This is a genomic window from Streptomyces pratensis (genome assembly GCF_016804005.1).
Taxonomy (GTDB): Bacteria; Actinomycetota; Actinomycetes; order Streptomycetales; family Streptomycetaceae; genus Streptomyces; species Streptomyces pratensis_A.
This window is the reverse complement of sequence record NZ_CP051486.1, coordinates 159,139-184,173: the sequence shown is the minus strand read 5'-3', so window position 1 is coordinate 184,173 and position 25,035 is coordinate 159,139. Positions and strand designations below refer to the sequence as shown.

19 protein-coding genes and 1 riboswitch are annotated in these 25,035 nt (G+C 72.1%); of the genes, 6 read left to right on the top strand and 13 right to left on the bottom strand.

Annotation, left to right across the window (positions count from 1 at the left end):
* Positions 1–538 precede the first annotated feature (538 nt).
* Positions 539–1,051 carry a TetR/AcrR family transcriptional regulator C-terminal domain-containing protein gene (locus HED23_RS00850; protein ID WP_203187302.1) on the top strand — a complete coding sequence of 171 codons (513 nt, stop codon included), beginning with the start codon at positions 539–541 and terminating at the stop codon, positions 1,049–1,051.
* 84 nt (positions 1,052–1,135) lie between these two features.
* On the opposite strand, the gene HED23_RS00845 is transcribed toward HED23_RS00850, so the two are convergent.
* Positions 1,136–2,014: an alpha/beta hydrolase gene (locus HED23_RS00845; RefSeq protein ID WP_203181548.1), complete on the bottom strand. Its 879-nt coding sequence runs from the start codon at positions 2,012–2,014 to the stop codon at positions 1,136–1,138.
* A 556-nt stretch (positions 2,015–2,570) separates the two neighbouring features.
* Between HED23_RS00845 and HED23_RS00840 the strand changes: the two genes are divergently transcribed.
* Positions 2,571–3,347, top strand: a complete 777-nt coding sequence (locus HED23_RS00840; protein WP_203181547.1) for an SDR family oxidoreductase — start codon at positions 2,571–2,573, stop codon at positions 3,345–3,347.
* Between the two features lie 297 nt (positions 3,348–3,644).
* Here HED23_RS00840 and HED23_RS00835 read toward each other — a convergent pair whose 3' ends face one another.
* A complete protein-coding gene (locus HED23_RS00835; protein ID WP_203181546.1) occupies positions 3,645–4,202 on the bottom strand; it encodes a hypothetical protein in 558 nt (185 codons plus the stop codon).
* A 304-nt stretch (positions 4,203–4,506) separates the two neighbouring features.
* Here HED23_RS00835 and HED23_RS00830 point away from each other — a divergent pair, with 304 nt between their 5' ends.
* On the top strand, positions 4,507–5,091 hold the full coding sequence (locus HED23_RS00830; protein WP_203181545.1) for a TetR/AcrR family transcriptional regulator: 585 nt from the start codon (positions 4,507–4,509) through the stop codon (positions 5,089–5,091).
* 357 nt (positions 5,092–5,448) lie between these two features.
* Here HED23_RS00830 and HED23_RS00825 read toward each other — a convergent pair whose 3' ends face one another.
* From HED23_RS00825 to cobN, 9 genes are all read right to left on the bottom strand, one after another.
* The gene (locus tag HED23_RS00825; protein ID WP_203187301.1) at positions 5,449–6,978 is read right to left on the bottom strand and encodes an oxygenase MpaB family protein; all 1,530 of its coding nucleotides are present in this window, start codon (positions 6,976–6,978) and stop codon (positions 5,449–5,451) included.
* A 23-nt stretch (positions 6,979–7,001) separates the two neighbouring features.
* Positions 7,002–7,859 carry a polyprenyl diphosphate synthase gene (gene uppS / locus HED23_RS00820; protein ID WP_203181544.1) on the bottom strand — a complete coding sequence of 286 codons (858 nt, stop codon included), beginning with the start codon at positions 7,857–7,859 and terminating at the stop codon, positions 7,002–7,004.
* 677 nt (positions 7,860–8,536) lie between these two features.
* A complete protein-coding gene (locus tag HED23_RS00815; RefSeq protein WP_203181543.1) occupies positions 8,537–9,007 on the bottom strand; it encodes a DUF4234 domain-containing protein in 471 nt (156 codons plus the stop codon).
* 261 nt (positions 9,008–9,268) lie between these two features.
* Entirely contained in the window at positions 9,269–9,679 is a 411-nt protein-coding gene (locus HED23_RS00810; protein WP_203181542.1) for a VOC family protein, read from the bottom strand.
* Positions 9,680–9,684: 5 nt separating this feature from the next.
* The gene (locus tag HED23_RS00805) at positions 9,685–10,134 is read right to left on the bottom strand and encodes a helix-turn-helix transcriptional regulator (protein WP_203181541.1); all 450 of its coding nucleotides are present in this window, start codon (positions 10,132–10,134) and stop codon (positions 9,685–9,687) included.
* Between the two features lie 85 nt (positions 10,135–10,219).
* Entirely contained in the window at positions 10,220–10,834 is a 615-nt protein-coding gene (locus tag HED23_RS00800; RefSeq protein ID WP_203181540.1) for a glyoxalase, read from the bottom strand.
* A 320-nt stretch (positions 10,835–11,154) separates the two neighbouring features.
* On the bottom strand, positions 11,155–13,377 hold the full coding sequence (locus HED23_RS00795) for a TerD family protein (protein WP_203181539.1): 2,223 nt from the start codon (positions 13,375–13,377) through the stop codon (positions 11,155–11,157).
* A 116-nt stretch (positions 13,378–13,493) separates the two neighbouring features.
* Positions 13,494–14,240, bottom strand: a complete 747-nt coding sequence (locus HED23_RS00790; RefSeq protein WP_203181538.1) for an IclR family transcriptional regulator — start codon at positions 14,238–14,240, stop codon at positions 13,494–13,496.
* An 86-nt stretch (positions 14,241–14,326) separates the two neighbouring features.
* Positions 14,327–17,926: a cobaltochelatase subunit CobN gene (cobN, locus tag HED23_RS00785; RefSeq protein ID WP_203181537.1), complete on the bottom strand. Its 3,600-nt coding sequence runs from the start codon at positions 17,924–17,926 to the stop codon at positions 14,327–14,329.
* Between the two features lie 83 nt (positions 17,927–18,009).
* A riboswitch (cobalamin riboswitch) is annotated at positions 18,010–18,084 on the bottom strand.
* A 162-nt stretch (positions 18,085–18,246) separates the two neighbouring features.
* On the opposite strand from cobN, the gene HED23_RS00780 reads away from it, so the two are divergent.
* From HED23_RS00780 to cobJ, 3 genes are all read left to right on the top strand, one after another.
* Positions 18,247–19,548, top strand: coding sequence for a nitrite/sulfite reductase (locus tag HED23_RS00780; RefSeq protein WP_203181536.1), 1,302 nt, complete (start codon positions 18,247–18,249; stop codon positions 19,546–19,548).
* Between the two features lie 70 nt (positions 19,549–19,618).
* Positions 19,619–20,245, top strand: coding sequence for a precorrin-8X methylmutase (locus HED23_RS00775; RefSeq protein ID WP_203181535.1), 627 nt, complete (start codon positions 19,619–19,621; stop codon positions 20,243–20,245).
* 2 nt (positions 20,246–20,247) lie between these two features.
* Entirely contained in the window at positions 20,248–21,765 is a 1,518-nt protein-coding gene (gene cobJ, locus HED23_RS00770; protein ID WP_203181534.1) for a precorrin-3B C(17)-methyltransferase, read from the top strand.
* Positions 21,766–22,453: 688 nt separating this feature from the next.
* Here the strand turns inward: cobJ and HED23_RS00765 are convergent.
* A complete protein-coding gene (locus HED23_RS00765; protein WP_203181533.1) occupies positions 22,454–23,995 on the bottom strand; it encodes an alpha-1,2-mannosidase in 1,542 nt (513 codons plus the stop codon).
* Positions 23,996–24,278: 283 nt separating this feature from the next.
* Positions 24,279–25,034, bottom strand: coding sequence for a cobalt-precorrin-6A reductase (locus HED23_RS00760; RefSeq protein ID WP_203181532.1), 756 nt, complete (start codon positions 25,032–25,034; stop codon positions 24,279–24,281).
* Position 25,035: the final 1 nt, after the last annotated feature.

The following is a 25,035-nucleotide window of genomic DNA, read 5'->3' as shown; positions in this document are numbered from 1 at the left end:
CGTCCGGCGTCCGTCGTCTCGGTCAGCTGCGGTGAAATCGTGCCCGAGGGGACGGACTTGTGGTCCGTCGAGAGTGTCGAGCTCGCCGCAGGCCTCTCGGCAGCAGTGCCGGTGGTCGCGTGGGCGGGTCCAGCTGCCCCCAGGAGCGAGACGGCGGCGAGTAATGCGGCGAGCGCGACGGCGCCCTTTCTCCCCCTGTGACGTCTGAGACGTCGGCCATATGCGGATAGTTGAGACATACGATCCCCCCTGGAAACGTAACCCCGCCCCCATGAGGCACAGGGGTCACTTAGGGGCTCGCAGAGCCTACTCAGCGCGAATGGCGACTGTCGCTGGATTTCGACCGGTGACCTGCACCGTTCGGCGCTGACCCCGCCCTGCTGCATGCCTGTGGCACCTGCGCGACGAAGAAGGGACTTCACCTTCTCCTGCATCCACGGCGACAAGCGCGGCTGACCGGGCCCGCGTCACTGCTCTGGAGCGCACGGCACCGGAGAAGCCGCGTGAAGAAGCGGTCCGGTGAGCCCGGGCAGCGTCGCTGGCCAAGATCGCCGAGGCGGCCGGCGTATCGAAGGCGACCCTGTTCAAGCAGTTCCCGACCAAGGCCGCGCTTTTCGACGCGATCGTCAACGCCTCCTGGCGGACGGGAGAGGGCGACGAGGAAACCCCGACGCCCGGCGACCCCCGCGTCGGCCTCACACTGATCGGCCGGCGATACGTCGCCCTGCTCACCCGTCCGGACATGGCCGACCTGTTCCGGATCGTCATCGCCGAACTGCCGCGCTTCCCGGAGCTGGCCGAGTCGCAGTTCAACCGCGGCAAGATGCCCTACTTCGATTCGGTGCGCCGCTATCTGGAGGCCGAGCGTGACGCCGGCACCGTCGTGCTGGACGATCCCGAGCTGGCCGCCACCCAGTTCCTCGGCATGATCTCCAACTACGCGTTCTGGCCCCGGATGCTCCTGCCGCACTGGGCTCCGGACGATGCGGCCGTCGAGCGTGTGGTCGACGAGGCCGTTCTGACGATGGTGGCCAGGTACGCGGCGGCCTGAGGCGGCGACCTCTCTCCGGGTGCCCCTCCCCCTCCCTCGGCCCGGGCTTCGGGTCGGGAGGCAGAGGGGCATCGGCGGGCTCGCTCAGCGGTCGGTGAGCGCCCGGATCTCGTCGGCGATGAGCTTGGGATCCTCCTCGGCCATGAAGTGGCCGCAGGAAACCGTGCGGTGCCGCAGATCGTCGGCCCATCCACTCCACAAGCCCTGGGCGTGGTAACCGAGTGCGACGCCCCAGTCCTGCTGGAGCACGGTCACCGGCATGGCCAGCCGGTTGCCCGCCTCCTTGTCGACGGTGTCATGGTCCACGTCCACGCCGGCCGAGGCGCGGTAGTCGGCGACGATGGAGGGCACGGCCGCCGCGGATGCGGCGAGGTAGTGGGCTCGAACGCCGGCGGGGATGGCGTCCGGGTCGTTGGTCCAGTCGTCGAGAAAGTAGGCGAAGAAGGTGTCGGCGGTCGCCCGGATCATCTCCTCAGGCAGGCCGGGGGGCTGTGCCATCAGGTACAGGTGGAAGCCGACGGCGGCGGGAACCCCGTGCAGGGCGTCCCACATGTCGAGGGTGGGCAGGACGTCGAGGAAGAGGGCGCGGGTGACGGTGCCCGGGTGATCCATCGCTGCGCGGAAAGCGACCAGGGCGCCGCGGTCGTGACCGGCCAGGGTGAAGCGGTCGTGCCCCAGCTCGGCGGCCAGACGCACGATGTCCCGGGCCATGGTCCGCTTGGAGTAGACCTCGGGGCCGGTCTCGGCGGGCTTGTCGCTGGCACCGTAACCGCGCAGGTCGGGGCAGATCACGGTGTGGTCGGCGGCGAGGTCGGCAGCGACGTGCCGCCACATCACGTGGGTCTGCGGAAAGCCGTGCAGCAGGACGACCGGCGCGCCCGCGCCGCCGACGGCGGCGTTCAGAGTGACGCCGTCGTCGACTCGTACGCGGTGTTCGGTGAAACCGGGGATCAGGGTTGTCACAGCGACTCCTGTGGTTCGCAGCAGAGTGGACGTTCCGGACCCTCGCGGTCCGGTTCTTCCAGGGGCGTGGCCCAGATTGCGGGTCCCGGATCAGCGATCGATGAGTGAACCGATCGGCGCCCGCCAGGTCCAGGGCCCGGCCGCACGTCACCGCCGCCCCGCTTTGCGACCTCGCGGTGACCGGCCCCCGAAGGCCTTGAGGAAGCGCGCCGGCCCCGACGGGATCGGGTCACGGCGACCGGTCTCGTTCACAGCGCTCGAACACCACGTCACGTGCCGAGTGCCGCCGGCCCCTCGCAGCGAACTGCTTTCGGCCGGGCCCGCGGTGACGCGTCCCCGCCTCCGGCCGCGCGACAGGGACGAGGTACTGATGACTCGCGTCGGCAAAGCCGGATCTCGTCCCGGCCCCACCAGGCCTGCCTCGGCGGGGAGATGCCCACTCAACGGCCTGCCACTCCAGGTCACCGCTGTCCCTTCCGCGACTTCTTCAGTCCCTGATCCCCTCGGACGACGTCGCGTCGATAGCCTTGGGCAACTTGATGACGGGGGAGGGCACATGGCCGGGTTGAGCAGGCTCGACGGCAAGCGGGTTCTGGTGATCGGGGGTGGCGGGGCGGGGATCGGCCGGAGCATCGTCCGCGCCTGTGCGGCAGCCGGCGCGGCGGTGGTGGTGGTCGACGTCGATGCCGCACGGGCAGCCGGGGCGGCGGACGAGTTGGTGGCGGCGGGACACGTCGCCCATGCGCTGAGCGGTGACGTCCGATCCCTCGAGCAGCTCGAAGGCGTGATCGACGGAGCGGCCGAACGGCTCGGCGGGCTGGACGTCCTGGTCACGGTGGTGGGTGGGCAGGTGGCGTTCGTACCCGCGGTCAAGCTGCACGAGATGGCCGACGAGGACTGGGACACCGTCTACGAGGTGAACCTGCGCTACGTGGCTCGCGCGGTGCGGCACGTACTGCGGCTGTTCCTGAAGCAGGGCACGGGCGGGAACATCGTCGGCATCGGCTCCGTCACCGGCTTCATGGCCGCGCCTAAGCAAGCCGGTTACGGCGCCGCCAAAGCGGGCCTGTACAGCCTGGCGCGGACCGTCGCTGCCGAGTACTCGGCGGACGGCATCCGTATGAACGTCGTCGCAGGTGGGGCGATCAGCACCGCCGTCAACGCAGGCCCCTCCGACGAATGGGTCCCTGAGATCCCGGCGGGCCGCTACGGCACGTCGGACGAGGTGGCCGCCGCAACCGTCTACCTGGCCTCGGACGAGGCGCGCTACGTCACCGGTCAGCAGATCGTGCTGGACGGCGGCGTCTCCGTCCGCGGCCCGTTTCCCGAGTAGCCGGACGGGAGGACGAGCCAGGTCTCGGTGCTTCCTCGGACCGCCGACGTTCCCGACTCCCCCGCAGGGCCGTCCCGCTGGTTTCGTTCACCGGCGTCCATTGCCGTTCGGCGGCCCTGCCGGCCCGACTGGCGAGCGCGTGGAGGGCAGCCCTTCACGGTTCGGATCCCGTATCCCCCGCAATCGCTCTCACCGGGCGTCACGTCGAGGACCCCCACGGTTCGCTGCGGGGGTCCTCGACGTAGGCGGCCCGAGGCCCTGGTTCCGGTCGGCGCCGGCCACCGTCGAGACGACGTGTCACGCCTTGCGGACACGTCCCAGGCGGAGGGCGGACACGAGGAAGAAGACGCCGCCGAGGAAGGCGTAGCCGGCCAGGTTGCTCAGGGAGGCGCCGTCCTTGTCCGCCTGGGCGAAGAACGAGGCGCCGGCGAGCGTGGAAATGGCTCCGCTCGCGATCATCGCCCACTGGCCGCCGAGTTGACGCCGGACGGCGCCCACGACGAGCTGGACGATGCCCGCGGTGACGGCCCAGACGCCCCAGACCCGCAGGACAGCAGGGATGCCGGACGTGGCGGCGACTGCGAGGCCGATGCCGGTGAGGGCGCTGAGCGCGATGTTCACGTACAGACCGCGCACCGGCCGGTCGTTCGCCCGGGCGGACCTGATGTCGACGACGGCGCAGGCCACGTCGAACAAGGGATAGATCACCAGCAGCGTGACGGTGAGCGGATCCAGCGCGTCGGCGGTCGCGAACAGCAGCGCTGCCCACACCGCGGCGAACACGAAGCGCAGGAAGTACAGCTTGCGCAGAGCAGCGGAAACGCTGGTGGGAGCGGTACCGACGAGGGTGTCCACGGAAGTTCCTCTCGGACAGACGGGGATGGACGGGTGAGACGGGTCGAGGGCGGTTGAGGCCCGTTGAGACCGGCCGGCCGCGTCACGGTGGCGGCGCACCCCCGTGCTTCCGCGATCGGACGCCCCAGCAGCCACCGTCGGCTCGGTGACGTGGAGACGCCTCCCAGGGAAGGCGCGACGGAGGCCACCAGGAACGCCCCCTCATCGTGAGGGAGAACGTTCGGTCTCATTGGATATGAAAGAGGCCGGAGCCGGCGCTGTCAAGACCGAACGTTCTCCCTCATGCCTGGGGTAGTCTGAACTCATGAGTGAGGGCACGGGAGGGGGCAGCACGTCGGCGGCGCGGGCGCGGCTGCTCGACACTGCGACCAGAATCTTCTACGCCGAGGGAATCCACTCCGTCGGCGTCGACCGGATCATCGCGGAGGCGCAGGTCACCCGCGCCACGCTGTACCGGCACTTCACCGGCAAGGACGAACTCGTCCTCGCCTACCTCGATCAGGCCGACCGGGGAATCCGGACAGGGGTCGGGGCCGCCCGGGCAGGCGAGCAGTCGGCGGCCGGCGCGGTCCGGGCGATCGGCCTGTTCATCGCCGACGGCATTCGAAGCCCCGGATTTCGCGGCTGCGCCTTCCTCAACGCCGTAGCGGAGTACCCCGATCCCGCACACCCCATCCACCAAGCCGTCCTGGCCCACCGACAGTGGTTCCTGGACACCGTCACCGAGCTGCTGGCGCAGGTGGGAGACCAACCCGCCGACGAAGCCGGCCGGCACCTTGTCATGCTCCGCGACGGCGCCATGGCCGCCGGCTGCCTCTTCGACCCGAAACTGATCGCCGAGACCTTCCTCCTGGGCGTCGAGGGAATTCTGCGCGCACGCGGCACCTGAGCGGCTGCGCGCCTGAGCAGCTGCGCGGCCGCCGTATCCGAGGCTTCACGTCGGAGCTGATGCGCGGCTGCGGCCGGGCGCGTGATCCGTCGAGGCCGGTTGCCCGACGCATCGCACCGGCACCGCGGTCGAGTACGGCACCACCTGGGGCAACCGGCACGGCGCGTACCCGCCTTCCACGGGCTCACGGGCGGCGCCCGGGATCCGGCCCCGTCCCGGCTCCGGTCCGCAGACGCGACCGGGCCGCCGGGGCCGCCGGGGCCGCCGGGGCCGCCGGGGCCGCCGAGAAGGTGACGGGGAGCCGCGCTACCGGCGCGGTGTACGAACCGGTGCGCGGTGGCCGTCCGGTCCGCTCTCCTACGCGTCGGAGAGCAGCGGGTCGTAGGGCGTCGAGCGCTGACGGCCTGACATGAAGGAGAGGAAGTCCCGCACGAACGCCGCCTGGGAGACACGCCCTTCGGAGTCCACGACGGATCGCCCGAAGCCCCTCCTGAACAGGGCCCGGTACTCCTCGGCGTCGATGTACTCGTCGCCGTCCGCATCGGTGGCGGCGAAGAGGACCTCGGCGACCCGGATCAGCGCCGGTCCTGCCAGGGACGGGACCGCCGCCGCGTACTCCTCCTCGCTCACCCGGCCGTCACCGTCGCTGTCCAGGGCCGCCTGGAGTTCCCTCCACCACGCGGCGAACGCGTCGTACAGCCGGGTCTCCTCCGGCTCGTCCAGGTCGAGACGGGAGCAGAGCTCCCGCGCCATGGCGGCGAGGTCGGGCCAGTCCAGCCAGCCGTCCCCCGTCTGGTCCAGCACCTCGGCGAAGAACTCGCGGGCACTGCGCCGGTTCTCGGTCCCGCCCGCACCGCCCGTACCACTCGCACCGCCCGTGCCGTCCGTGCCACTCGTACCGTCCTGCTGGGCCGGTAACGGTGTGATCAGCCGGAGCAGTGCGCCGGCCCGCTTCATCCGGCCGCGCAGAGCTGCGAGCGTCTCGGCGTGGGGGCCGTCGCCGCCCGGCGACAGCTGGAGCAGGCTCACGACGTTCTCGGCCTGGAGCCAGTTGTCGGGCAGGGCTCGGGCCAGACGGGCGGCGATGTAGGCGCTCTGCATCAGCGTCTGGGCGCCGGGAACCTCCGGCAGCCCCGCCCGGCGGCGGAACACCTCGGGAAGGGAAGCCACGGTGACGGTGCCGATGACCGGACCGGCCAGAGCCCGCCCGGTCGCCCAGATCGTGGGCAGGCCTGCGAAGAGCGGCGGCGCCGGCAGGTGCTCGAAGAGCTTGAAGAGGATGATGCGCAGGGCCTCGGTGTTCTGCAGTTCCTCCGCGACCATCCGGTCGAAATACTGCCAGAACTCCGGCAGACCGGACGGGAGGTGGCCCGCCTCGTCCCCCAGGGCGGCCAGGAAGGCCCGGAACTCGGCGTAGAGCTGCTCCATCGTGTCCTGGTCCAGGGGCTCCCCGCTCAGCCGGTACATGGTGACCGAGCTCTCGAAGAGCGTCGCGACCACCCATGCCCGCACCTCGGGGTCCATCGCGTCGTATGGCCGGTTCCGCGCATCCGTGCCGCTCAGACGCGTGTGCAGGCGGTTGAGCCGTGCCGCCTCCCGCAGCCGTGTGTCCTCGTCGGCTCCGAACATGCGCTGCAGGCTCACCAGCGTGTTGCGCAGCCGTCGCCACGGGTGCACGACGAAGGAGGAATTGTCGGCCAGTGCGGCGCCGATCTGCGGGTGGGCGGCTTCCAGCACCGTGGCCCTGACCACGGCCAGTGCCCAGCGGGGATCGTTGAAGAAGCGGTGGAACTGCGACCCTGGGCCGAACAGGGATTCGGCAGGCGTTTCGGTGGCCTCCTGGCCGGGCCCCTCGGACGGGCCCGTGGGGCCGGGGCCGGTCCGCATGGAGCCGCTGCTGTCCGTGTCCTTCACCGTTCGGGCTCTCCGTTCGCTTGCGGTGTCACGCCGCCGAAGCGGCGGTCGCGGTTCCGGTAGTCGTGCAGGCACTCCAGGAAGTGCGGCGCACGGAAATCGGGCCAGAGCACCGGCGGGAAGACCCACTCGGCGTAGGCGACCTGCCAGAGCATGAAGTTGGAGATGCGCTGTTCGCCCGAGGTACGGATGACGAGGTCGACGTCAGGCATGTCGGGGACGGGCAGATGCGCGGCGAAGCGCGCCTGGTCGACGGCGTCGGCGGACACCCCTGCGCGGATGAGGGACCGTGCCGCCGTCACGATGTCCTGGCGCCCGCCGTGGTCGAAGGCCACGGTCAGCGTCATGCCCCGGTTGGCCTCGGTCAGTGTCGTCAGGTCGGCGAAGTCCTGGGCCAGGGAGGCGGGGATCCTCGGGTCCTCGGCTCCCAGGAACCGGCAGCGGATGCCGCGGGCGTGCAGCAGCGCCGCGTGCTTGCGCACCACGCGGCGTACCAGCCTCATGAGGAAGTCGATCTCCTCGCCCGGGCGTCGCCAGTTCTCGGTGGAGAAGGCGTACAGACTGAGCCACTCGACCCCCGCCGATCGCGCCGCCTCGATGACGTCGATCACCGTCGTCTCCGCAGCGCTGTGCCCGGACGTGCGAGGCAGGGAGCGCTTCTGCGCCCATCGGCCGTTCCCGTCCATCACGCACGCGACGTGGCGAGGTACGGACCGCTGCCGTCCCTCACCGGGCGGGCGGCGGCTCGGCTGCACCGGAACAGTCGGCGGGACGGGAACCTCCGACCGCGCACCTGCCGTCGGCCTGCCCGTCGCACGTGCCTGACCGGACGGCCCTGCTCCACCGGATGTCATCGAGGCGGCCCCCTTCGACTTGCGTCTGCGGGGCCGCGGCCCCGGTTGCGGAGGCCGCGGCCCTCTCACCGGCCCATCCCCCGCTGCTCCTCACCTCCAGCAGAGTGCCGGTGCACGGCGCCCGGCGCATCACGATGCCCGCAGATTCACCCGTAGCACGTCAGTCGGAGGTCATCGGCGCGTGGTGACACGCCCAGGCCCGGGCTCCGCCTCCCGGACAGAGCGGTCCCTGTGGCGGCCGGGCCACCGGTGACGAAGCAGCGCGTGGCGAATGCCGAGGCGTCGTCACCCAGGTCGCTGCGAAGCAGCGTCACGAGCCGGCCGGGGATCGCAGGACGTGCAAGTGGAACAACCGCCTGAACGACAAGACACAGCGGTCGAGCGGCACGTGGACGGCGGCGATGGGGGCGCCCGCCCACAGAGGCGGGCGACTTCACGCGCCATCGACCGTGCCGATGCGGGCTGGACGTTGCGGTGCCGTACCCCTGACGGGTCACGGCACCGTGGCGGGCCTCAGGCACCAGCAGGGCCCGGACGCGGTGCTGCCGGTAGCGCCCGACCGGCAGCCGACGCGTGGAAGGCCCCCGCCGGCAACGGCGAGGGCCTTCGAACGGTGGCCACCATGGGCCGTCGCCCTGACCGGCCACGCATGACCGGCCTGGTGCGCGGGACGACGCTCAGCCGGCCAGGGTCACCTGGGTGCCCGGAGCGGCGCCGGGGTAGGCGTCGACGACCAGGTTGAGCTGACGCTGCATGTACCAGACGTTCAGGCCGAAGACGAACATCAGCCACATGCTCGTGGCCGGGCTGCACGTCACCGGCAGGCCGGCCGCGCGCTGGGCGTTCGCGATGGCCCGCCCGGTGTTCTTGAAGGAGATCAGCGGAGCGATCACCGTCCACCCCAGGAAGAGCAGGACCAGCATGCTGCCGGCCGGCTTCAGGGTCTGGCGCCGGTCGAACTCCTGCAGCTCGTTGTGGATCTTGTAGTACCAGACCAGCTGGTAGATGCCGAGGGTGATGAGGGTCAGTCCCAGCCACACAGCGACCGGTCCCCGGCGCTTCATGGCCTGCCCGGGCAGTTGGCCGGCGGGTGCGACGGCACCTCCGGTCGGACTGGGAACGCTCGTGCTGGGCTGCGTCTCGGACATGTGCTGTGCTCCATCTGCTGGTTCTGACCTCAGGCGCAGCAGCATGGCACCAAGTGAAGGTTCCGTGAAGGTAGTTCGGAATTTAATAGGACTTCGTCATACTCTTGTGATCAAAACCCAGGCCCCACGGAGCAGTCCGACGAGCCTTCAGACGAGGGGAGTTGGGCCGTCCACCCCCTCTCGGGGCACCCACCGTCCACCAGCAGGTGCCTCTCGAAGTCATGGAACGCGGGTCACCGGCACTTCACCGGCGCGGAGGGTTCAGCGCAGTTCGCGGATGCGGATCTGATTGCCCGCGGGGTCGCGGAACGCGCAGTCACGCACTCCGTACGGCTGCTCGGTCGGCTCCTGGACGACCTCGGCGTCGCCGGCCTGAAGTCTCTCGAAGGTGGCGTCGAGGTCCTTCGTGGCCAGGAGGATCCAGCCGTAGGTCCCCTTCGCCATCATCTCGACGACGGTGCGGCGCTCGTCCTCGGTGATGCCCGGGTCGGCGCCCGGCGGAGCCAGGAGGATGGATGTGCCGGGCTGGTCGGCCGGGCCGACCGTGATCCAGCGCATCGTGCCGGTTCCGACGTCGCTGCGGACCTCGAACCCGAGGGCGTCGCGGTAGAAGGCCAGGGCTGCGTCCGGGTCGTCGTGCGGGAGGACGCTCGTATTGATGGTGATGTCCATGGCGCTCACGCTAGCGGCGGCTCGGTGGCGCCTGCTTCTCGATTCCTGATCGGTCTCGTCACCTGCTTCGCCACACACGGTGGCACTCCCGCCGACCCGCTCGCCGCCCTGCGCCGGTAGGCACTGGGGGGCATGCCGACCAGCTCGGTGAAGCGCGTACTGAAGGTCCCCAGGGACGAGCAGCCGACCTCGAAGCAGACCTCGGTGACACTGAGGTCCCCACGACGCAGCAGCGCCATCGCACGCTCGATCCGCCGGGTCATCAGATAGCCGTACGGCGACTCGCCGTAGGCGATCCGGAACTGACGGCTCAGGTGCCCTGCCGACATGTTCACCCCTCGGGCGAGCGCCTCGACGTCCAGCGGCTGCGCGTACTCCCGGTCCATGCGGTCGCGGACGCGGCGCAGCAGCGCCAGGTCGCGCAGGTGCTGCGCCTCGGTGGGTCTGCTCGTCACGTGCGCGATGGTGCCACGCCGCCCCGGCGTTGCCCACCGCTTTCCGCTCAACAGGCGGACGGGCACCGGGATTCGCGGGTACATCTCAACCCGACGTCTTCTCCCACTCGAAGCCGTCGGGGTCGGTGAAGGGGCCGCTGTCACTGTCGAGCGCGAGCCGGTGCGATCCCGTCCCGTCGGGCGCGACCCCTGCGTCCTTGGCCAGGGCGCGACGGCCGTAGAGCGCCAGCGTGACGGGACTCGACGAGGTCTCGAACTCGACGTACTTGCGGCCGAAGCTCTTTCCCACGGTGAGGCCGTGTCCGACGTAGAACCGCTTGCTCGCGAGGACGTCCTCGGCTCCCAGCAGGAGCACGAAGCGGTCGATCTGCCGGGTGTCCGGGCCCTTGTCCTTCTTCGCGGAGGTGGCGATCTTCCACAGCGCCCCGTCAGGCGCCCGTACGACGCCGCCGTAGCCCCAGAACGACTTCGTGACCGGCTTCACCGGCGTGGCGCCGGCGCCGAGGGCCGCATCGACGAATCCGTCGACGGTGGACGGCTGGGGGACCGTGAGCGACAGCGTGAAGCCTCGGAAGCCGGCCGTCGGCGCGTCCGAGGCACGGAAGCGCAGCTCGGTGCCCAGGCCGAAGGCGGTGGCGTAGAACTTTTCGGCGGCGGTGGGGTCGGCCACCTCGAGGGTGACGGATGTGATGGAAGGCATGGAACGAAGTTATGGCGCTCGCGTTTCATGCGCTTCTTGATTCCTGACCGGTCCGGTCAGCGCCTCCCCGGTGCCGGCGGAACCACCCCGGGAGAGTCCGGTCAGCGCCTCCCCGGTGCCGGCGGAACCGCTTCCGGCCGGTCCGGTCCGAAGCTCCCCGGTACCTGTGGATCCACCCCGGGGCACGGCCGACATGACGACGCCGGGGTGCCTGTCGGGCACCCCGGCGTGACGTCGACGGCGAGGAAAGCGGAGGGGCTAACAGCAAGAGTGGTGAGAAGGAAGCCCGTCCATGGCCTCGCCGCGGCCAACGCTAGCAGTCAGGCGGGGATGAGGGCACGCAGGTTTTCCGGGGTGACGATCACGGAATCCGGGTGCAGCCCGTCCGGGCGTTCCAAGCCGATGTAGGTGACCGGACCGTCGGGGACCGTCGTACCGTCCCACAGCGTGGTGGACGTGGCCCGGCCGGCCATGAGGCCGGTGAGGTGGCGGACCGTGAGCTGCTCACGCTCGACGATGCCGCGCACCAGGGTGGCTACGGACACCCGGTTCTCCTCGACCCTGTTTGCGTTCGGGCTCCCCTGGAGGTACAGGTGGAGCCACTTGGCGCGCCACCGGCCGTCGCCGCCGCGTATGAAGGCCAGCGGCAGCGCGACCCTCCCCGGGCCGCGGAGCTCCGACTTCATGCGCACGGTGCGCGGCTCGAAGGGACGGCCCCGCTGCTCGGCTTCGCGCAGCATGAAACCGAAGAACGACTCCTCCACCTCCTCGAAGCCCTCCCCCGAGTAGATGTTCACCTGCGGGACGATGAAGGTGCCCTCCACGGCCTTCAGGCGCAGATCGATGAACTCGGAGGCACCGCCGGGCGCGGGTGCGTCGGTGATGTCGCCGGAGTGCACTCCGGAGACCTTCTTGAGCGCGGTGTACGACAGCCACGAGAGGGTGTCGTAGCCGGCGTCCAGCATCAGCGCCGACAGGTCATAGTCGGTGCTGTGTTCCGTCTGCCTCCAGTGCACGAAGAACCGCAGCTGTTCGCCGTCGACCGGGGACACCGAACCGCGGGGCAGCACGCCGAGGCCTGCGGCCGTCGCCCTGCCGCTGAGCGGGAGCGCGACGTCGAGGACGGCCGGGTCGATCAGCAGGTGCCCCGGATCCGGGAGCCGGCGGCGCGTCTCGGCGTCCAGAGCCTCGATCAGGCGCTCCCGCTCGCGCGGCGGTACGGATGCGCGGGTGTCGGTGGTGACCCAGCCGCGCCCGCGCCGGTTGACGAAGACGCGCCGTCCAGCCGGTTCGCCGGCTCCCCGCGTGCGGTTCTGTCCTCGTGTGCGGTCCTGTTCGCGCGCGCGATTCTGGAGGTGCTCACGGACCGACAGCAGGACCCGGCCGGAGACCTTCGGGGCGACCTGCTCGGCGGCCTCGACGACCGCGTCACGCTCGTCCTGCGTGAGGCACGAGCGCAGCAGGCGGTCCAGGGACCGGAACAGCTTGCCCGGTGCGGCCGTCAGCAGCTTCACGGCCCCGGCGACGTCGTCCGCGCCGAGCAGTTCCTCGACACGGCTGTCGAAGGACCGGGCCTCCTTCTCGCCCCGGGCCACGGAGAAGACATCGGCGGCGTGCGGCCGCCCCGGGTACTCGTGCGGGTGGAGCCGCTCGCCGAGCCGCTTGAACGCCTCCCGGTGCGGGAGGACGTCGGCGAGCTTCGCGGGTGAGGCCGCTACCAGGGCATCGAGTCCGGCGATCATGGTGCGGCGGACCGGCCGGGGCAGCGAGCGGAACCGGGTCGGCTCCACCAGGGTCACATCGCCGCCCGAGAGCGCGCAGGCCAGGCGGAGCACATCGGTGACCGTGTCCAGCAGGAGCTCCGCGCCGACGCCGAGCCGTGCGCCGTTGACCACGGCGCGGTTCTCCCGGACCGGGATCGCCTCGGGCTGCGGTCCTTCGGCGCAGTGCCCCGCCAGCGCGCGGAGGTCCGCCAGCCCCTCGTCGCCCAGCGGAGTGGTGCTGCCCGCCAGGGCCAGGTACAGGGCCGTGACCTCCTCCTCCCGGCCGCCTCCCAGATGCAGGACCGTCAGCCGGTCGCCCGCGGCGGCGATCAGCTCGTCGTGGGCGGCGAGCATCTCGGCGTACGTGTGCCGGTAGTTGCCGTACGACGGAAGGGTCAGCAGGTCGACCACACCGTCGCGGAGCTGGGCGAGGACGCCGTCCCGGGCCGTGTCGTCGGCGAGCGCCTCGGTGATGCACCGCATCCAGAAGTCGAACGTGTCGGGCACGTTGGCCGGGAAGTCGATGAAGTAGGCGTTGTGCCTGACGTGTTCGCCGGTCATCACGCGCACGGTGTCCAGGGTCCGGGCCGCGATGCCGGCGACCGCCTCCGGAGTCAGCCCCGACAGGCGGTCCAGCAGGTCCACCGAGAGCTTGAAGCCCACGGACATCAGCGCCGAGTCGAACTGACGCGCTGTCACATCACCCTGGCCCGAGGGACCTGAGGGAGCGGGCAGGCGGTGGGTGTGCCGGATGACCAGGGGTTCGAGGCTGTGGACCATCCCGGCATGCTCGCAGAGAGATACCGGCGGCCGCACCGAGGTTTTCGAACATCCGAGTCGCCGCTCAGCACCGGCCGGCCCGCGTCGGACGGTGCTCAGAACGCGTCGGACGGTGCTCAGAAATCGAGGGCGAGGTCCCTGCTCACGCGGTTCGCCGAGGCCAGCAGGCTTTCCCTGACCTGTCTGGTGCGGTACATCCGGTCGGCCCGGAAGGAGACACCGATCGAGCCGAGCTTCTCGCCGCCGTGGACGGGCACCGCGATGCACGTCGTGCCGAGGTCGTACTCCTCCCGGTCCATCACCACCGGTGCCGGATTCGACGACTCGAGCTGGCGGATCAGCTCGTCCCGGTGGGTGATCGTGCGCGGTGTGAGCTCCGCGAGGGCGTGCCGTGCCAGGTAGTCGCGGCGTGCCTCGTCGTCCAGCTCGCGCAGGACGCACTTGCCGAGGGCCGTGGCGTGCCCGGCGTCCTTGAACCCCACCCAGAGGTCGACCTTGGGAGCCTTCGGGCCGTCGACGATCTCGGCGATCCGGATCTCGCCGTCCTCGTAGAAGGTGAGGTAGGCGGCAGCGGAGAGATCGTCGCGCAGCGAGGCCAGGGCCGGGCGGACCCGGTTGAGCAGGTCCTGCGCGGAGTGCCCCTCGTTCAGCTTGTCGCCCAGGACGAAACCGCCGTCGTCGAGCCGGCGGAGGTAGCCGTCCTGAGTGAGGGTCCACAGCAGTTCGTGGGCGGTGTCCATCGGCAGCCCCGCATCCCGCGCCAGCCGCTCGGCGGGCGCGCCGCCCTCGTGCGACCCCGCTGCCTCCATCAAGCGGAACGCGTGCTGGACGGTGATCGGCGTACTGCCTGCTCGGTCACCCATGCCAACAAGCTTGGACCCGGCAGGCGGAGGCGGCAACGCAGGACGGCGGAACACCGGCCGGAGGGTTCTCCGGCCGGTGTCCTGCCTCAGTCCTCGCCCTCCAGGTCGCCCTCGGTCTCCAGGAAGACCTGGCGCAGGGCGTCGAGCACCGCCGGGTCGGGCTTCGCCCACATGCCCCGGGACTCGGCCTCCAGAAGGCGCTCCGCGATGCCGTGGAGCGCCCACGGGTTGGCCTGCTGGAGGAACTCGCGGTTCGTCGGGTCCAGGACGTACGTCTCGGTGAGCTTGTCGTACATCCAGTCCGCGACCACACCCGTCGTCGCGTCGTAACCGAACAGGTAATCGACTGTTGCGGCGAGCTCGAAGGCGCCCTTGTAGCCGTGGCGACGCATCGCCTCGATCCACTTCGGGTTCACCACCCGGGCGCGGAAGACCCGGGACGTCTCCTCGACCAGCGTGCGGGTGCGCACCGTCTCCGGACGGGTCGAGTCGCCGATGTACGCCTCGGGGGCGGTGCCCTTCAGCGCGCGCACGGTCGCGACCATGCCGCCGTGGTACTGGAAGTAGTCGTCCGAGTCCGCGATGTCGTGCTCGCGGGTGTCGGTGTTCTTCGCCGCCACCGCGATCCGCTTGTAAGCGGTCTCCATCTCGTCCCGGGCCGGACGTCCGTCCAGCTCACGGCCGTAGGCGTAACCGCCCCACACCGTGTACACCTCGGCGAGGTCGGCGTCCGTACGCCAGTCGCGGGAGTCGATGAGCTGGAGCAGCCCCGCGCCGTACGTACCGGGCCGGGAGCCGAAGATCCGGGTGGTGGCACGCCGCTCGTCACCGTGTTCGGCCAGGTCTGCCTGGGTGTGGGCGCGTACGAAGTTCCGCTCGGCGGGCTCGTCGAGGGAGGCCGCCAGGCGTACGGCGTCGTCGAGCAGGCCGATGGTGTGCGGGAACGCGTCGCGGAAGAAGCCGGAGATGCGCAGCGTGACGTCGATGCGGGGACGGCCGAGCTCCTCGTACGGGATGGCCTCCAGGCCCGTGACCCGGCGTGAGGCGTCGTCCCAGACAGGGCGGACGCCGAGCAGGGCGAACGCCTCGGCGATGTCGTCGCCCGCGGTGCGCATCGCGCTGGTGCCCCAGAGGGACAGGCCCACGGAGGTGGGCCAGTCGCCGTTGTCGGCGCGGTAGCGCTCCAGGAGCGAGTCGGCGAGGGCCTGGCCTGTCTCCCAGGCGAGCCGGGAGGGGACGGCCTTCGGGTCGACGGAGTAGAAGTTGCGGCCGGTCGGCAGGACGTTGACCAGGCCGCGCAGCGGGGATCCGGACGGGCCTGCGGGGACGAAGCCGCCGTTCAGCGCGTGGACCGCGTGGTCGAGCTCGTCGGTGGTCGCGGCGAGGCGGGGCACGACCTCGCGGGCCGCGAAGTCGAGGATGTCGGCCACGGCCTGAGGGTGCCCCTCGGCCACACCCGCGACGGCCGCCGGATCCCAGTCCGCGTCGTCCATCGCCTGGACGAGCGCGCGGGCCTTCTCCTCGGTCTCGTCCGCGGCGGTGCGGGTGGCCGCCGACTCGTCGAGGCCGAGCGCCTCCCGCAGGCCGGGCAGCGAAGACGTGCCGCCCCAGATCTGCCGGGCTCGCAGGACGGCGAGAACCAGGTTGACGCGGTCCTTGCCGGCCGGAGCGCCGCCCAGGACGTGCAGGCCGTCGCGGATCTGGACGTCCTTGATCTCACAGAGCCAGCCGTCGAGATGCATGATGAATTCGTCGAAGCCCTCGTCCTCGGGCCGGTCCTCCAGGCCCAGGTCGTGGTCGAGCTTCGCGGCCTGGATGAGGGTCCAGATCTGGGCGCGGACGGCCGGGAGCTTGGCCGGGTCCATCGCGGCGATCTGGGCGTGCTCGTCCAGGAGCTGTTCGAGGCGGGCGATGTCGCCGTAGCTGTCGGCGCGCGCCATCGGCGGTACGAGGTGGTCCACGAGGGTGGCGTGCACGCGGCGCTTGGCCTGGGTGCCCTCGCCGGGGTCGTTGACCAGGAACGGGTAGACCAGCGGCAGGTCGCCGAGGGCGGCGTCGGGGCCGCAGGCGGCCGAGAGGCCGGCGTTCTTGCCGGGCAGCCACTCCAGGTTGCCGTGCTTGCCGAGGTGGATCATCGCGTCGGCACCGAAGCCGTTGTCGTCGGCGGACGCGGCGATCCAGCGGTACGCGGCCAGGTAGTGGTGCGAGGGCGGCAGGTCCGGGTCGTGGTAGATCGCGATCGGGTTCTCGCCGAAGCCGCGCGGCGGCTGGATGAGGATCAGCAGATTGCCGCGGCGAAGTGCGGCGAGCACGATGTCGCCCTCGGGGTTGCGGGACCGGTCGACGAACATCTCGCCGGGCGCCGGGCCCCAGTGCTCCTCCACGGCCTCACGCAGCTCGGCGGGCAGCGTGGCGAACCAGCGGCGGTAGTCGGCGGCGGGGATGCGGACGGGGTTGCGGGCCAGCTGCTCCTCGGTGAGCCATTCCCGGTCGTGGCCGCCGGCCTCGATGAGCGCGTAGATCAGCTCGTCACCGTCGCCCGAGACCAGGCCCGGGATCTCCTCCACCGGGCCGAAGTCGTAACCCTCCTCGCGCAGCCTGCGCAGCAGGGCGACGGCGCTGGCGGGGGTGTCGAGGCCGACGGCGTTCCCGATGCGGGAGTGCTTGGTCGGGTACGCGGACAGGACGAGCGCGATCCGCTTCTCGGCGGCCGGGATGTGACGGAGCCGGGCGTGGCGTACGGCGATGCCGGCGACCCGGGCCGCCCGCTCGCTGTCGGCGACGTACGCGGGCAGACCGTCCTCGTCGATCTCCTTGAAGGAGAACGGCACGGTGATCAGACGCCCGTCGAACTCGGGAACGGCGATCTGGGTGGCGGCGTCCAGCGGGGAGACGCCTTCGTCGTTCTCCTCCCACGCGGCGCGCGGGCTGGTGAGGCAGAGCGCCTGGAGGACCGGGACGTCCAGACCCGTGAGTGCCCCCGCGTCCCAGGACTCGTCGTCGCCCCCGGCCGACGCGGTGGCGGGCTTGGTGCCGCCCGCGGCGAGAACCGTCGTCACGATGGCGTCCGCGGCGCGGAGTTCGTCGATGAGCTCGGGCTCGGGGGTGCGGAGTGAGGCGACGTACAGCGGGAGGGGGCGGGCACCCGCGTCCTCCACCGCCGTGCAGAGCGCCTCTATGAACGCGGTGTTCCCGCTCATGTGGTGGGCTCGGTAGTAGAGCACCGCGACGGTCGGCCCGGTGACGTCCCTGGCGGTCCGCTCCAGCGGGCCCCACGCGGGAGCCGGCGCCGGCGGCTCGAAGCCGTGTCCGGTGAGCAGCACCGTGTCGGAGAGGAAGCGCGCGAGCTGCTCCAGGTTGGCGGGGCCGCCGTGCGCGAGGTAGGCGTGCGCCTCGGCGGCGATACCGATGGGCACGGTCGACGCGGCCATCAGCTGGGCGTCGGGGGCCTGTTCACCTGTCAGCACGACGACGGGCCGGCCGGTGGCCAGCACCTGGTCCAGCCCCTCCTGCCACGCGCGGACACCACCGAGGAGGCGTACGACGACCAGGTCGGTCCCCTCCAGCAGCTGCGGGAGGTCGTCGAGGGAGAGCCGGGAGGGGTTGGCGTAGCGGTAGCTCACCGGTCCCTGCGAGGCACGGGCGCTCAGCAGGTCGGTGTCGGACGTCGACAGGAGCAGGATCATGCGGCGTCAGCCCTCCTCGGGGTGTCCACGCCCCGGGCAGTGTCGGATCGGCTGCTCGGGCGGGGCCGAGAGCCTGGAAAAGGGAGTTCCTGACTCGCACGGCCGGTGGGCCGTGCTCACAGTGGCGGGACCGCGCCGGATTCTCACCGGGCTTCCTCCCCATGTCGCCGTCTGGCGATGGCGGACCGAACGGACCGCCGCTAGGCATCCTAGGCGGGGGGAGGGGGGTCCTGACCAGACGGCCCCCGCCCTGACCGTTGCGGCAGCGGGTGTCCCGTAGGTCACAGTGACCGTAGGGGTGCGCCACGGTCACGGTCGGTATGCTCGCCGCCATGTCCGCCTCCCCCCTTACGACCTCACCCGCGGGCGGTGCGTGTGCCCGGAGCAGCGGCGACGCCTGCCCCGGCGCGCTGCGTCTGCACCGGGCGGACGACGGTGCGCTGGCGCGGATCCGCATACCCGGCGGGGTGCTGACGCCCCGCCAGGCAGTGGCGCTGGGACGGGCCGCCGAGCACCTCGGTGACGGTGAGCTGCATCTCACCTCCCGCGGAAACGTGCAGCTGCGCGGGCTCGCGCCGGACTGCGGTACGGAGCTTGCGAGTCTGCTCGACGAGGCCGGACTGCTGCCCTCCGCCCGTCATGAACGGGTACGCAACGTGGTCGCGTCCCCGCTCTCCGGTCTCGACGGCCTCGGCGCGGCAGACATCCGGCCCTGGCTGACCGGACTGGACCGCCTCCTCTGCGGAAGTGACAGCGCGACGGCGCTCTCCGGACGTTTCCTGTTCGCACTCGACGACGGCCGTGGCGACGTGGACGCCCTCGGCGCCGACCTCACCCTCATCGGCCACGGTGACGGCGGCGCCCTCCTCCGCATCGGGGACGGCGACGCCGTCCTCCGCGTCCACGCCACCGACGGACCCCGCGCCGCGCTGTCCGCTGCCGACGCCTTCCTCGACGCGGCCCGGGACACCGGCGCCTGGCGGGTGAAGGACCTGCCGGCCGACGCCGCGGCCGCGCTGCCCGCCGAGGTCGGCCGACGGCTGCGGCAGGCAGGTGTCGCCGTCGCACCGGACCGGCTTCACCGCCCCCTCGAAGCCCGTCCCCCCGCCCCCGGGCCCGTCCAGGGCACCCCCGGCGAGTACGCGCTGTCCGTCGGCGTACCGCTGGGACGGCTGGACCCGGCTCAGTGGCGGCTGCTGTCGGGCGCCGGGGAACTGCGCCTCACCCCCTGGCGCGGGGTCGTCGTCACCGGGATCGGGCGCGCCCGTGCGGGCAGCCTGCTGGACCGTCTCGCCGAGGCCGGTCTGATCACCGGCCCCGGTTCCCCGTGGGTCGGCGTCGGGGCCTGTATCGGCCGGCCCGGCTGCGCGAAGTCGCTGGCGGACGTACGGGCCGAGGCGGGGGCCGCCGTCGGACCGGCCGGACGGCTCCCTGTGTACTGGTCCGGGTGCGAACGCCGCTGCGGGCATCCGCACGGGGAGTGGATCGACGTGGTCGCCACCCCCGACGGACACCGGATCTCCCACGTGCGGGGGGACCTGGCCACCGGGACGGCGACCGTACGGGACGACCCGGTGGCGCTCGCCGCAGCCGTGGCAGCGGCCCGGGGCGCACGCACCTGACCACCACGCATACCCCCTGTTCGACCTCTTCGGCCTGTTCGACGAAGAAGATGAAGAAAGCGACAGCACTGTGCATCAGTACGAGAAGGACGGACCGGCGATCTACCGCCAGTCCTTCGCCACCATCCGCGCGGAGGCGGATCTGGCAGGGCTGCCCGCCGACGTGAGCCAGGTCGCCGTCCGCATGATCCACGCCTGCGGCATGGTCGACCTCGTACGCGATCTCGCCTTCTCGCCGAACGCGGTGGCCGACGCCCGCGCGGCCCTGCGGTCCGGCGCGCCGATCCTGTGCGACGTGGCCATGGTCGCCAGCGGTGTCACCCGCAAACGGCTGCCCGCGGACAACGAGGTGATCTGCACCCTGTCCGACCCCACCGTTCCCGAGCTGGCGGCGAAGCTCGGCACCACCCGCAGCGCCGCGGCCCTGGAGCTGTGGCGGGACCGGATGGAGGGCGCGGTCGTCGCCGTCGGGAACGCGCCCACCGCGCTCTTCCGGCTGCTGGAGATGATCGAGGAGGGCGCCCCGCGCCCCGCCGCCGTCATCGGCGTGCCCGTCGGCTTCATCGGGGCCGCCGAGTCCAAGGAGGCCCTGGCCGCCCATCCGTCCGGGCTGGAACACCTCGTCGTGCGGGGCAGGCGTGGTGGCAGCGCCATCGCCGCCGCCGCCCTCAACGCGATCGCCAGCGAGGAGGAGTGAGCATGCCCGAGCAGCAGCACACGGGGAGCACGGGGCGGCTGTACGGCGTCGGGCTCGGCCCGGGCGACCCGGCGCTGATGACCGTGCGGGCGGTGCAGATAATCGGCGAGGCCGACGTCGTCGCGTACCACTCCGCCCGGCACGGCCGCTCCATCGCGCGCTCGATCGCGGCGCAGCACATCCGCGCCGACCACATCGAGGAAGCGCTGGTCTACCCCGTCACGACGGAGACCACGGACCACCCGGGCGGCTACCGGGGCGCGCTGGACGAGTTCTACGCCGAGGCCGCCGCCCGTCTCGCGGTGCACCTCGACGCCGGGCGCACCGTCGCCGTGCTGGCCGAAGGAGACCCGCTCTTCTACGGCTCGTACCAGCACATGCACAAGCGGCTCGCGGACCGCTACGAGACCGAGGTCATCCCCGGTGTCACCTCGGTCAGCGCCGCCGCCGCCCGTCTCGGCACCCCGCTCGTCGAGGCCGAGGAAGTACTGACCATCCTGCCCGGCACGCTGCCGGAGGAGGAGCTGACCGCACGTCTGGCGGCCACGGACTCCGCCGTGGTGATGAAGCTGGGCCGCACCTTCCCCGCCGTGCGCCGTGCGTTCGAGGCGTCCGGGCGGCTGCCCGAGGCACGGTACGTCGAGCGCGCCACCATGGCCGGCGAGCGGACCGGCTACCTCGCGGACACCGACGCGGACTCCGTGCCGTACTTCGCGGTCGCCGTGCTGCCCAGCCGGATCGACGCGTCCCGGCCCGAGCCGGCCGCCGGTTCCGGTGCGGTCGTCGTGGTCGGCACGGGGCCGGCCGGGCCGCTGTGGCTGACGCCCGAGACACGCGGGGCGCTGGCCGCCGCCGACGACCTGGTCGGCTACACGACGTATCTGGACCGGGTACCGGTGCGGCCGGGCCAGCTGCGTCACGGCTCCGACAACAAGGTCGAGTCGGAGCGCGCCGAATTCGCCCTCGACCTCGCACGCCGGGGGCGCCGGGTGGCCGTCGTGTCCGGGGGCGACCCCGGGGTCTTCGCGATGGCGACCGCCGTGCTGGAAGTGGCCTCGCAGGACGCGTACAAGGACATCGCGGTGCGGGTGCTCCCCGGGGTGACCGCCGCCAACGCCGCGGCCGCCCGGGCGGGTGCGCCGCTGGGCCACGACTACGCCACCATCTCGCTCTCCGACCGGCTCAAGCCGTGGGAGGTCATCGCCGAGCGGCTGCGCGCCGCGGCCACGGCCGACCTGGTGATGGCGCTCTACAACCCCGGCTCCCGCAGCCGGACCTGGCAGGTCGGCAAGGCCCGCGACCTGCTGCTGGAGCACCGCTCCCCGGACACACCCGTGGTGCTCGGCCGCGACGTCGGCGGGCCGGCGGAGAGCGTACGGACGGTGCGGCTGGCCGATCTGGACCCTGCCGAGGTGGACATGCGGACGATCCTCATCGTCGGGTCCTCACAGACCCGGTGGGTACGCCGGGGCGACGGAGAGCAGATCGTCTGGACGCCGCGCCACTACCCGGAGGACTGACGAACCGCGCCGGTCCCGGACCGGTGGCCCGGGCGGCATCCGGGCCGGATGGCACGGGCAGCGTCCGGGCCCGGGCCCGAGCCGCGTCCGGGCCGGGGGCAGGAGCAGCATCAGGACCGGGGGCCCGGGCGGCGCCGGGCCGGGGGCACGGGCAGCGCCCGGGCCGGGGGCACGGGCGGCATCCGGGCCGGATGGCACGGGCAGCGCTCGGGCCCGGGCCCGAGCCGCGTCCGGGCCGGGGGCACGAGCAGCATCAGGACCGGGGGCCCGGGCGGCGCCGGGCCGGGGGCCCCGGCGGCATCCGGGCCGGGGGCCCGAGCGGCATCCAGGCCGGGGGCACGAGCAGCATCAGGACCGCGGGCCCCGAGCAGCATCCAGGCCGGGGGCACGAGCAGCATCCGGAAACCGGCAGCCCGAGCGGCATCCAGGCCGGCAGCACGCGCGGCGTCCGGGCCCGGGCCCGAGCCGCGTCCGGGCCGGGGCACGGGCAGCACCAGGACGGCGACCCGGCACCAGGACGGCGGCCCGGACGGACAAGCCCTAGCGGGACCGGCCGACGGCCCGAGCGGCATCCGGACAGCCCGAGCGGGCCCGGCTGCCGGGCAGCAGCCCCGGCTGGCCCCGGCTGGCCCCGGCCCCCTGGCGGCGCCGGCAGGGCCGGGGCCTTCGGCCAGGCCGAGTGCCCGGGTCAGCGGCCCCGGAACAGGTCGGCCAGCCGGCCGACGGACCGGGCCGCTTCGGCCAGGCTGCGGGTCGCCTCCTCCAGCTCCGCACCGAGGCGGGCGTTCCGCTCGCGCTCCGCCGAGTCGTCCGGGCTGACGACGGCCGTACCCCGGTACCCGATGGGGCCCTCGTTGTAGCGCTGGTAGTAGCCGCTGAAATGGTCTGCGGCGACCCCGGCGAACCGCACACCCGAGAGCTGTATCTCGTCCGCGCCCCCGTTTCCGGTGATGTCGAGGCGGTAGCGGGAGAAGGCACCCGTGGCGGCGCCCATACGGAATCGCCTGCTCTCGAAGCGCCCGGTGAAGCTCTCGTCGGTCCGGGAGTCCAGCTCCGTCCAGTGGTTGCCGTCCTGCGAGCCCGACAGGGTCCAGTCCCTGGGATCACGGTCCGGGAAGTCGTTGGCGGACGTCAGCGTGTAGCCGGTGAGGGCGGTGGGCCGGTCGAACGCGAATTCCACGGTGGCCTCGCACTCGCCCGCCAGCCACTTCGCCCGTGAGTCCCTGAGCAGGTTCTCCGCGACCTCCCCCGCCTCCTCGTACTCGTCGCTGACCTCGACGACCCTCGCCCCCTCGGTGACGTCCGGCGCGTCCGCCGCCGCCCCCGGGCATCCGGCGGCGATGCGCAGCGCGGCCACACCGGAGTTGCCCCGCTGGTCTCGCCACGTCACCCGCTCCACGGGCCGCCCGGAGCCGTCCTCCACCAGAAGCCTCAGCTCACCGGAGGTGTGCCAGCCGCCGCCCCACCCCTCCTCGGTGAGGAAGCGGTGCACACGGACGCCCTCGGTCCCCTCAGGGAACGGGCCGCGCTCCACGACGCGGCCGCGGAACTCGGCGAGCGTGCCGTCGGCGGCGCGGTGGTGGCCGTGGAAGTCGGACATGTTGGACTGAAAGCTGATCGCCGACTCCGCGCCGTCCTGCCCGCGCCACCCCAGCTGGGCGGGCAGTGACTGCTCGCCCCGGTCGACGTGGAAGAGCAGCCGGGGGCCCGGCCGCCACGACGAGGTGAAGGGCGGACGGCGTTCCGTCGTGTAGACGAAGACCGTGTCACGGGCCGCTTCCGCGGCCATCGCGCGCTCGGAGCGGCCGCGCTCGTACACGGAGTCGAGCGTGACGCGGTGGAGCCAGAGCATGCTGCGCGCGTCGGCGGCTGTCCGTATCTCCAGCGTGTTGGTACCCGGCCGCAGGAGGGCACCGGGGACGGCGAAGACGTTGTCCTGCGGAAGGTCGCCACCGCCGGGCACGGTGAATCCCTGCACGAGCGCCTTCCCGTTCACCAGCACGTCGACCGGTGCGTACCCGGGGGATCGGCCCAGCTTGGAGACCAGCGCGGTGACCTTGAGTGTCACCTCGGCGATCCGCTCCTGGCCGTCCACCTCGAAGTCCAGCTCGGTGCTCGCGTCGGCGCCCATCACCAGATGTGACGACGCCTCATGGCAGTGGCGGTACCTGATCCCGGCGTTGGACGCGTTGACCGGCGAGGCGGAGAAGTCGGCGAACGTCGGTTGCATGAAGTGCTCCTGAGAGTGCGTCACGCGCGGTGCGGACGCCGGCGGGTGGGTCTGCCGAAAACGTTAGCGACGGCCACTGACAGTCGGGCGTCGCGGACCGGCGACCGCCTTCCGGCATCGACGGAGCGGACGCCCTCCGCGACCGGCCCCGCCCCCACGCCGGTACGGCTCCCCACGCCGGTACGACCCAGCTCGGTACGGCTCCCCACGCCGGTACGGCCCGGACCCTGCCCGGCTCCCCCGTACCCGGCGCCCGGGCACGCGGGCCCGCCGCTCCGGGCGTCTAGGCGCCCGGGCCCACCAGGTCCCGCAACCAGGCGGCGGCCTCCTCCGGCGTCCCGGCCACCGGCACACCCTGTGGGACCGGTGGGCGCTCGATCACCACCACCGGGATCCCGGCCTCGCGGGCGGCGGTGAGCTTCGGGGCGGTCGCGTCACCCCCGCTGTCCTTCGTGACCAGGACGTCGATGCGATGCCGCCGGATCAGCTTCCGCTCGCCCTCCAGGGAGAACGGTCCGCGGTCCAGCAGAACCTCCATCCGCGCCGGATGCGGGGCGTCGGGGGCGTCCACCGAGCGCATCAGGAACCACAGGGCGTCCAGCGCGGCGAACGCCGCCAGACCCATCCGTCCGGTGGTCAGGAAGACGCGCGACCCCAGCTCGGGAAGCAGCCCCGCAGCACCCGCGAGGGAGTCGGCGAAGTGCCACCGGTCGCCCTCTGCGGGCACCCAGCCGGGCCGTCGGAGAGCGAGCAGGGGAACATGGACAGCGGTGGCGGCCGAGGCCGCGTTGAAACTGATCGTTCCGGCGAAGGGATGGGTGGCGTCGATGACCGCATCCACATGGTGTGCGCGGAGCCACTCGGCCATGCCCTCGGCTCCGCCGAAGCCACCGACCCGCACCTCGCCGGGCGGCAGCTTCGGCCGGGCGACGCGTCCCGCGAGTGAGCTGGTCAACCGGATCCCGTCCACGGCCACCAGCGACTCCACGAGCCTGCGGGCCTCCGTCGTGCCGCCGAGGACGAGTATGTGCAAGGGCATC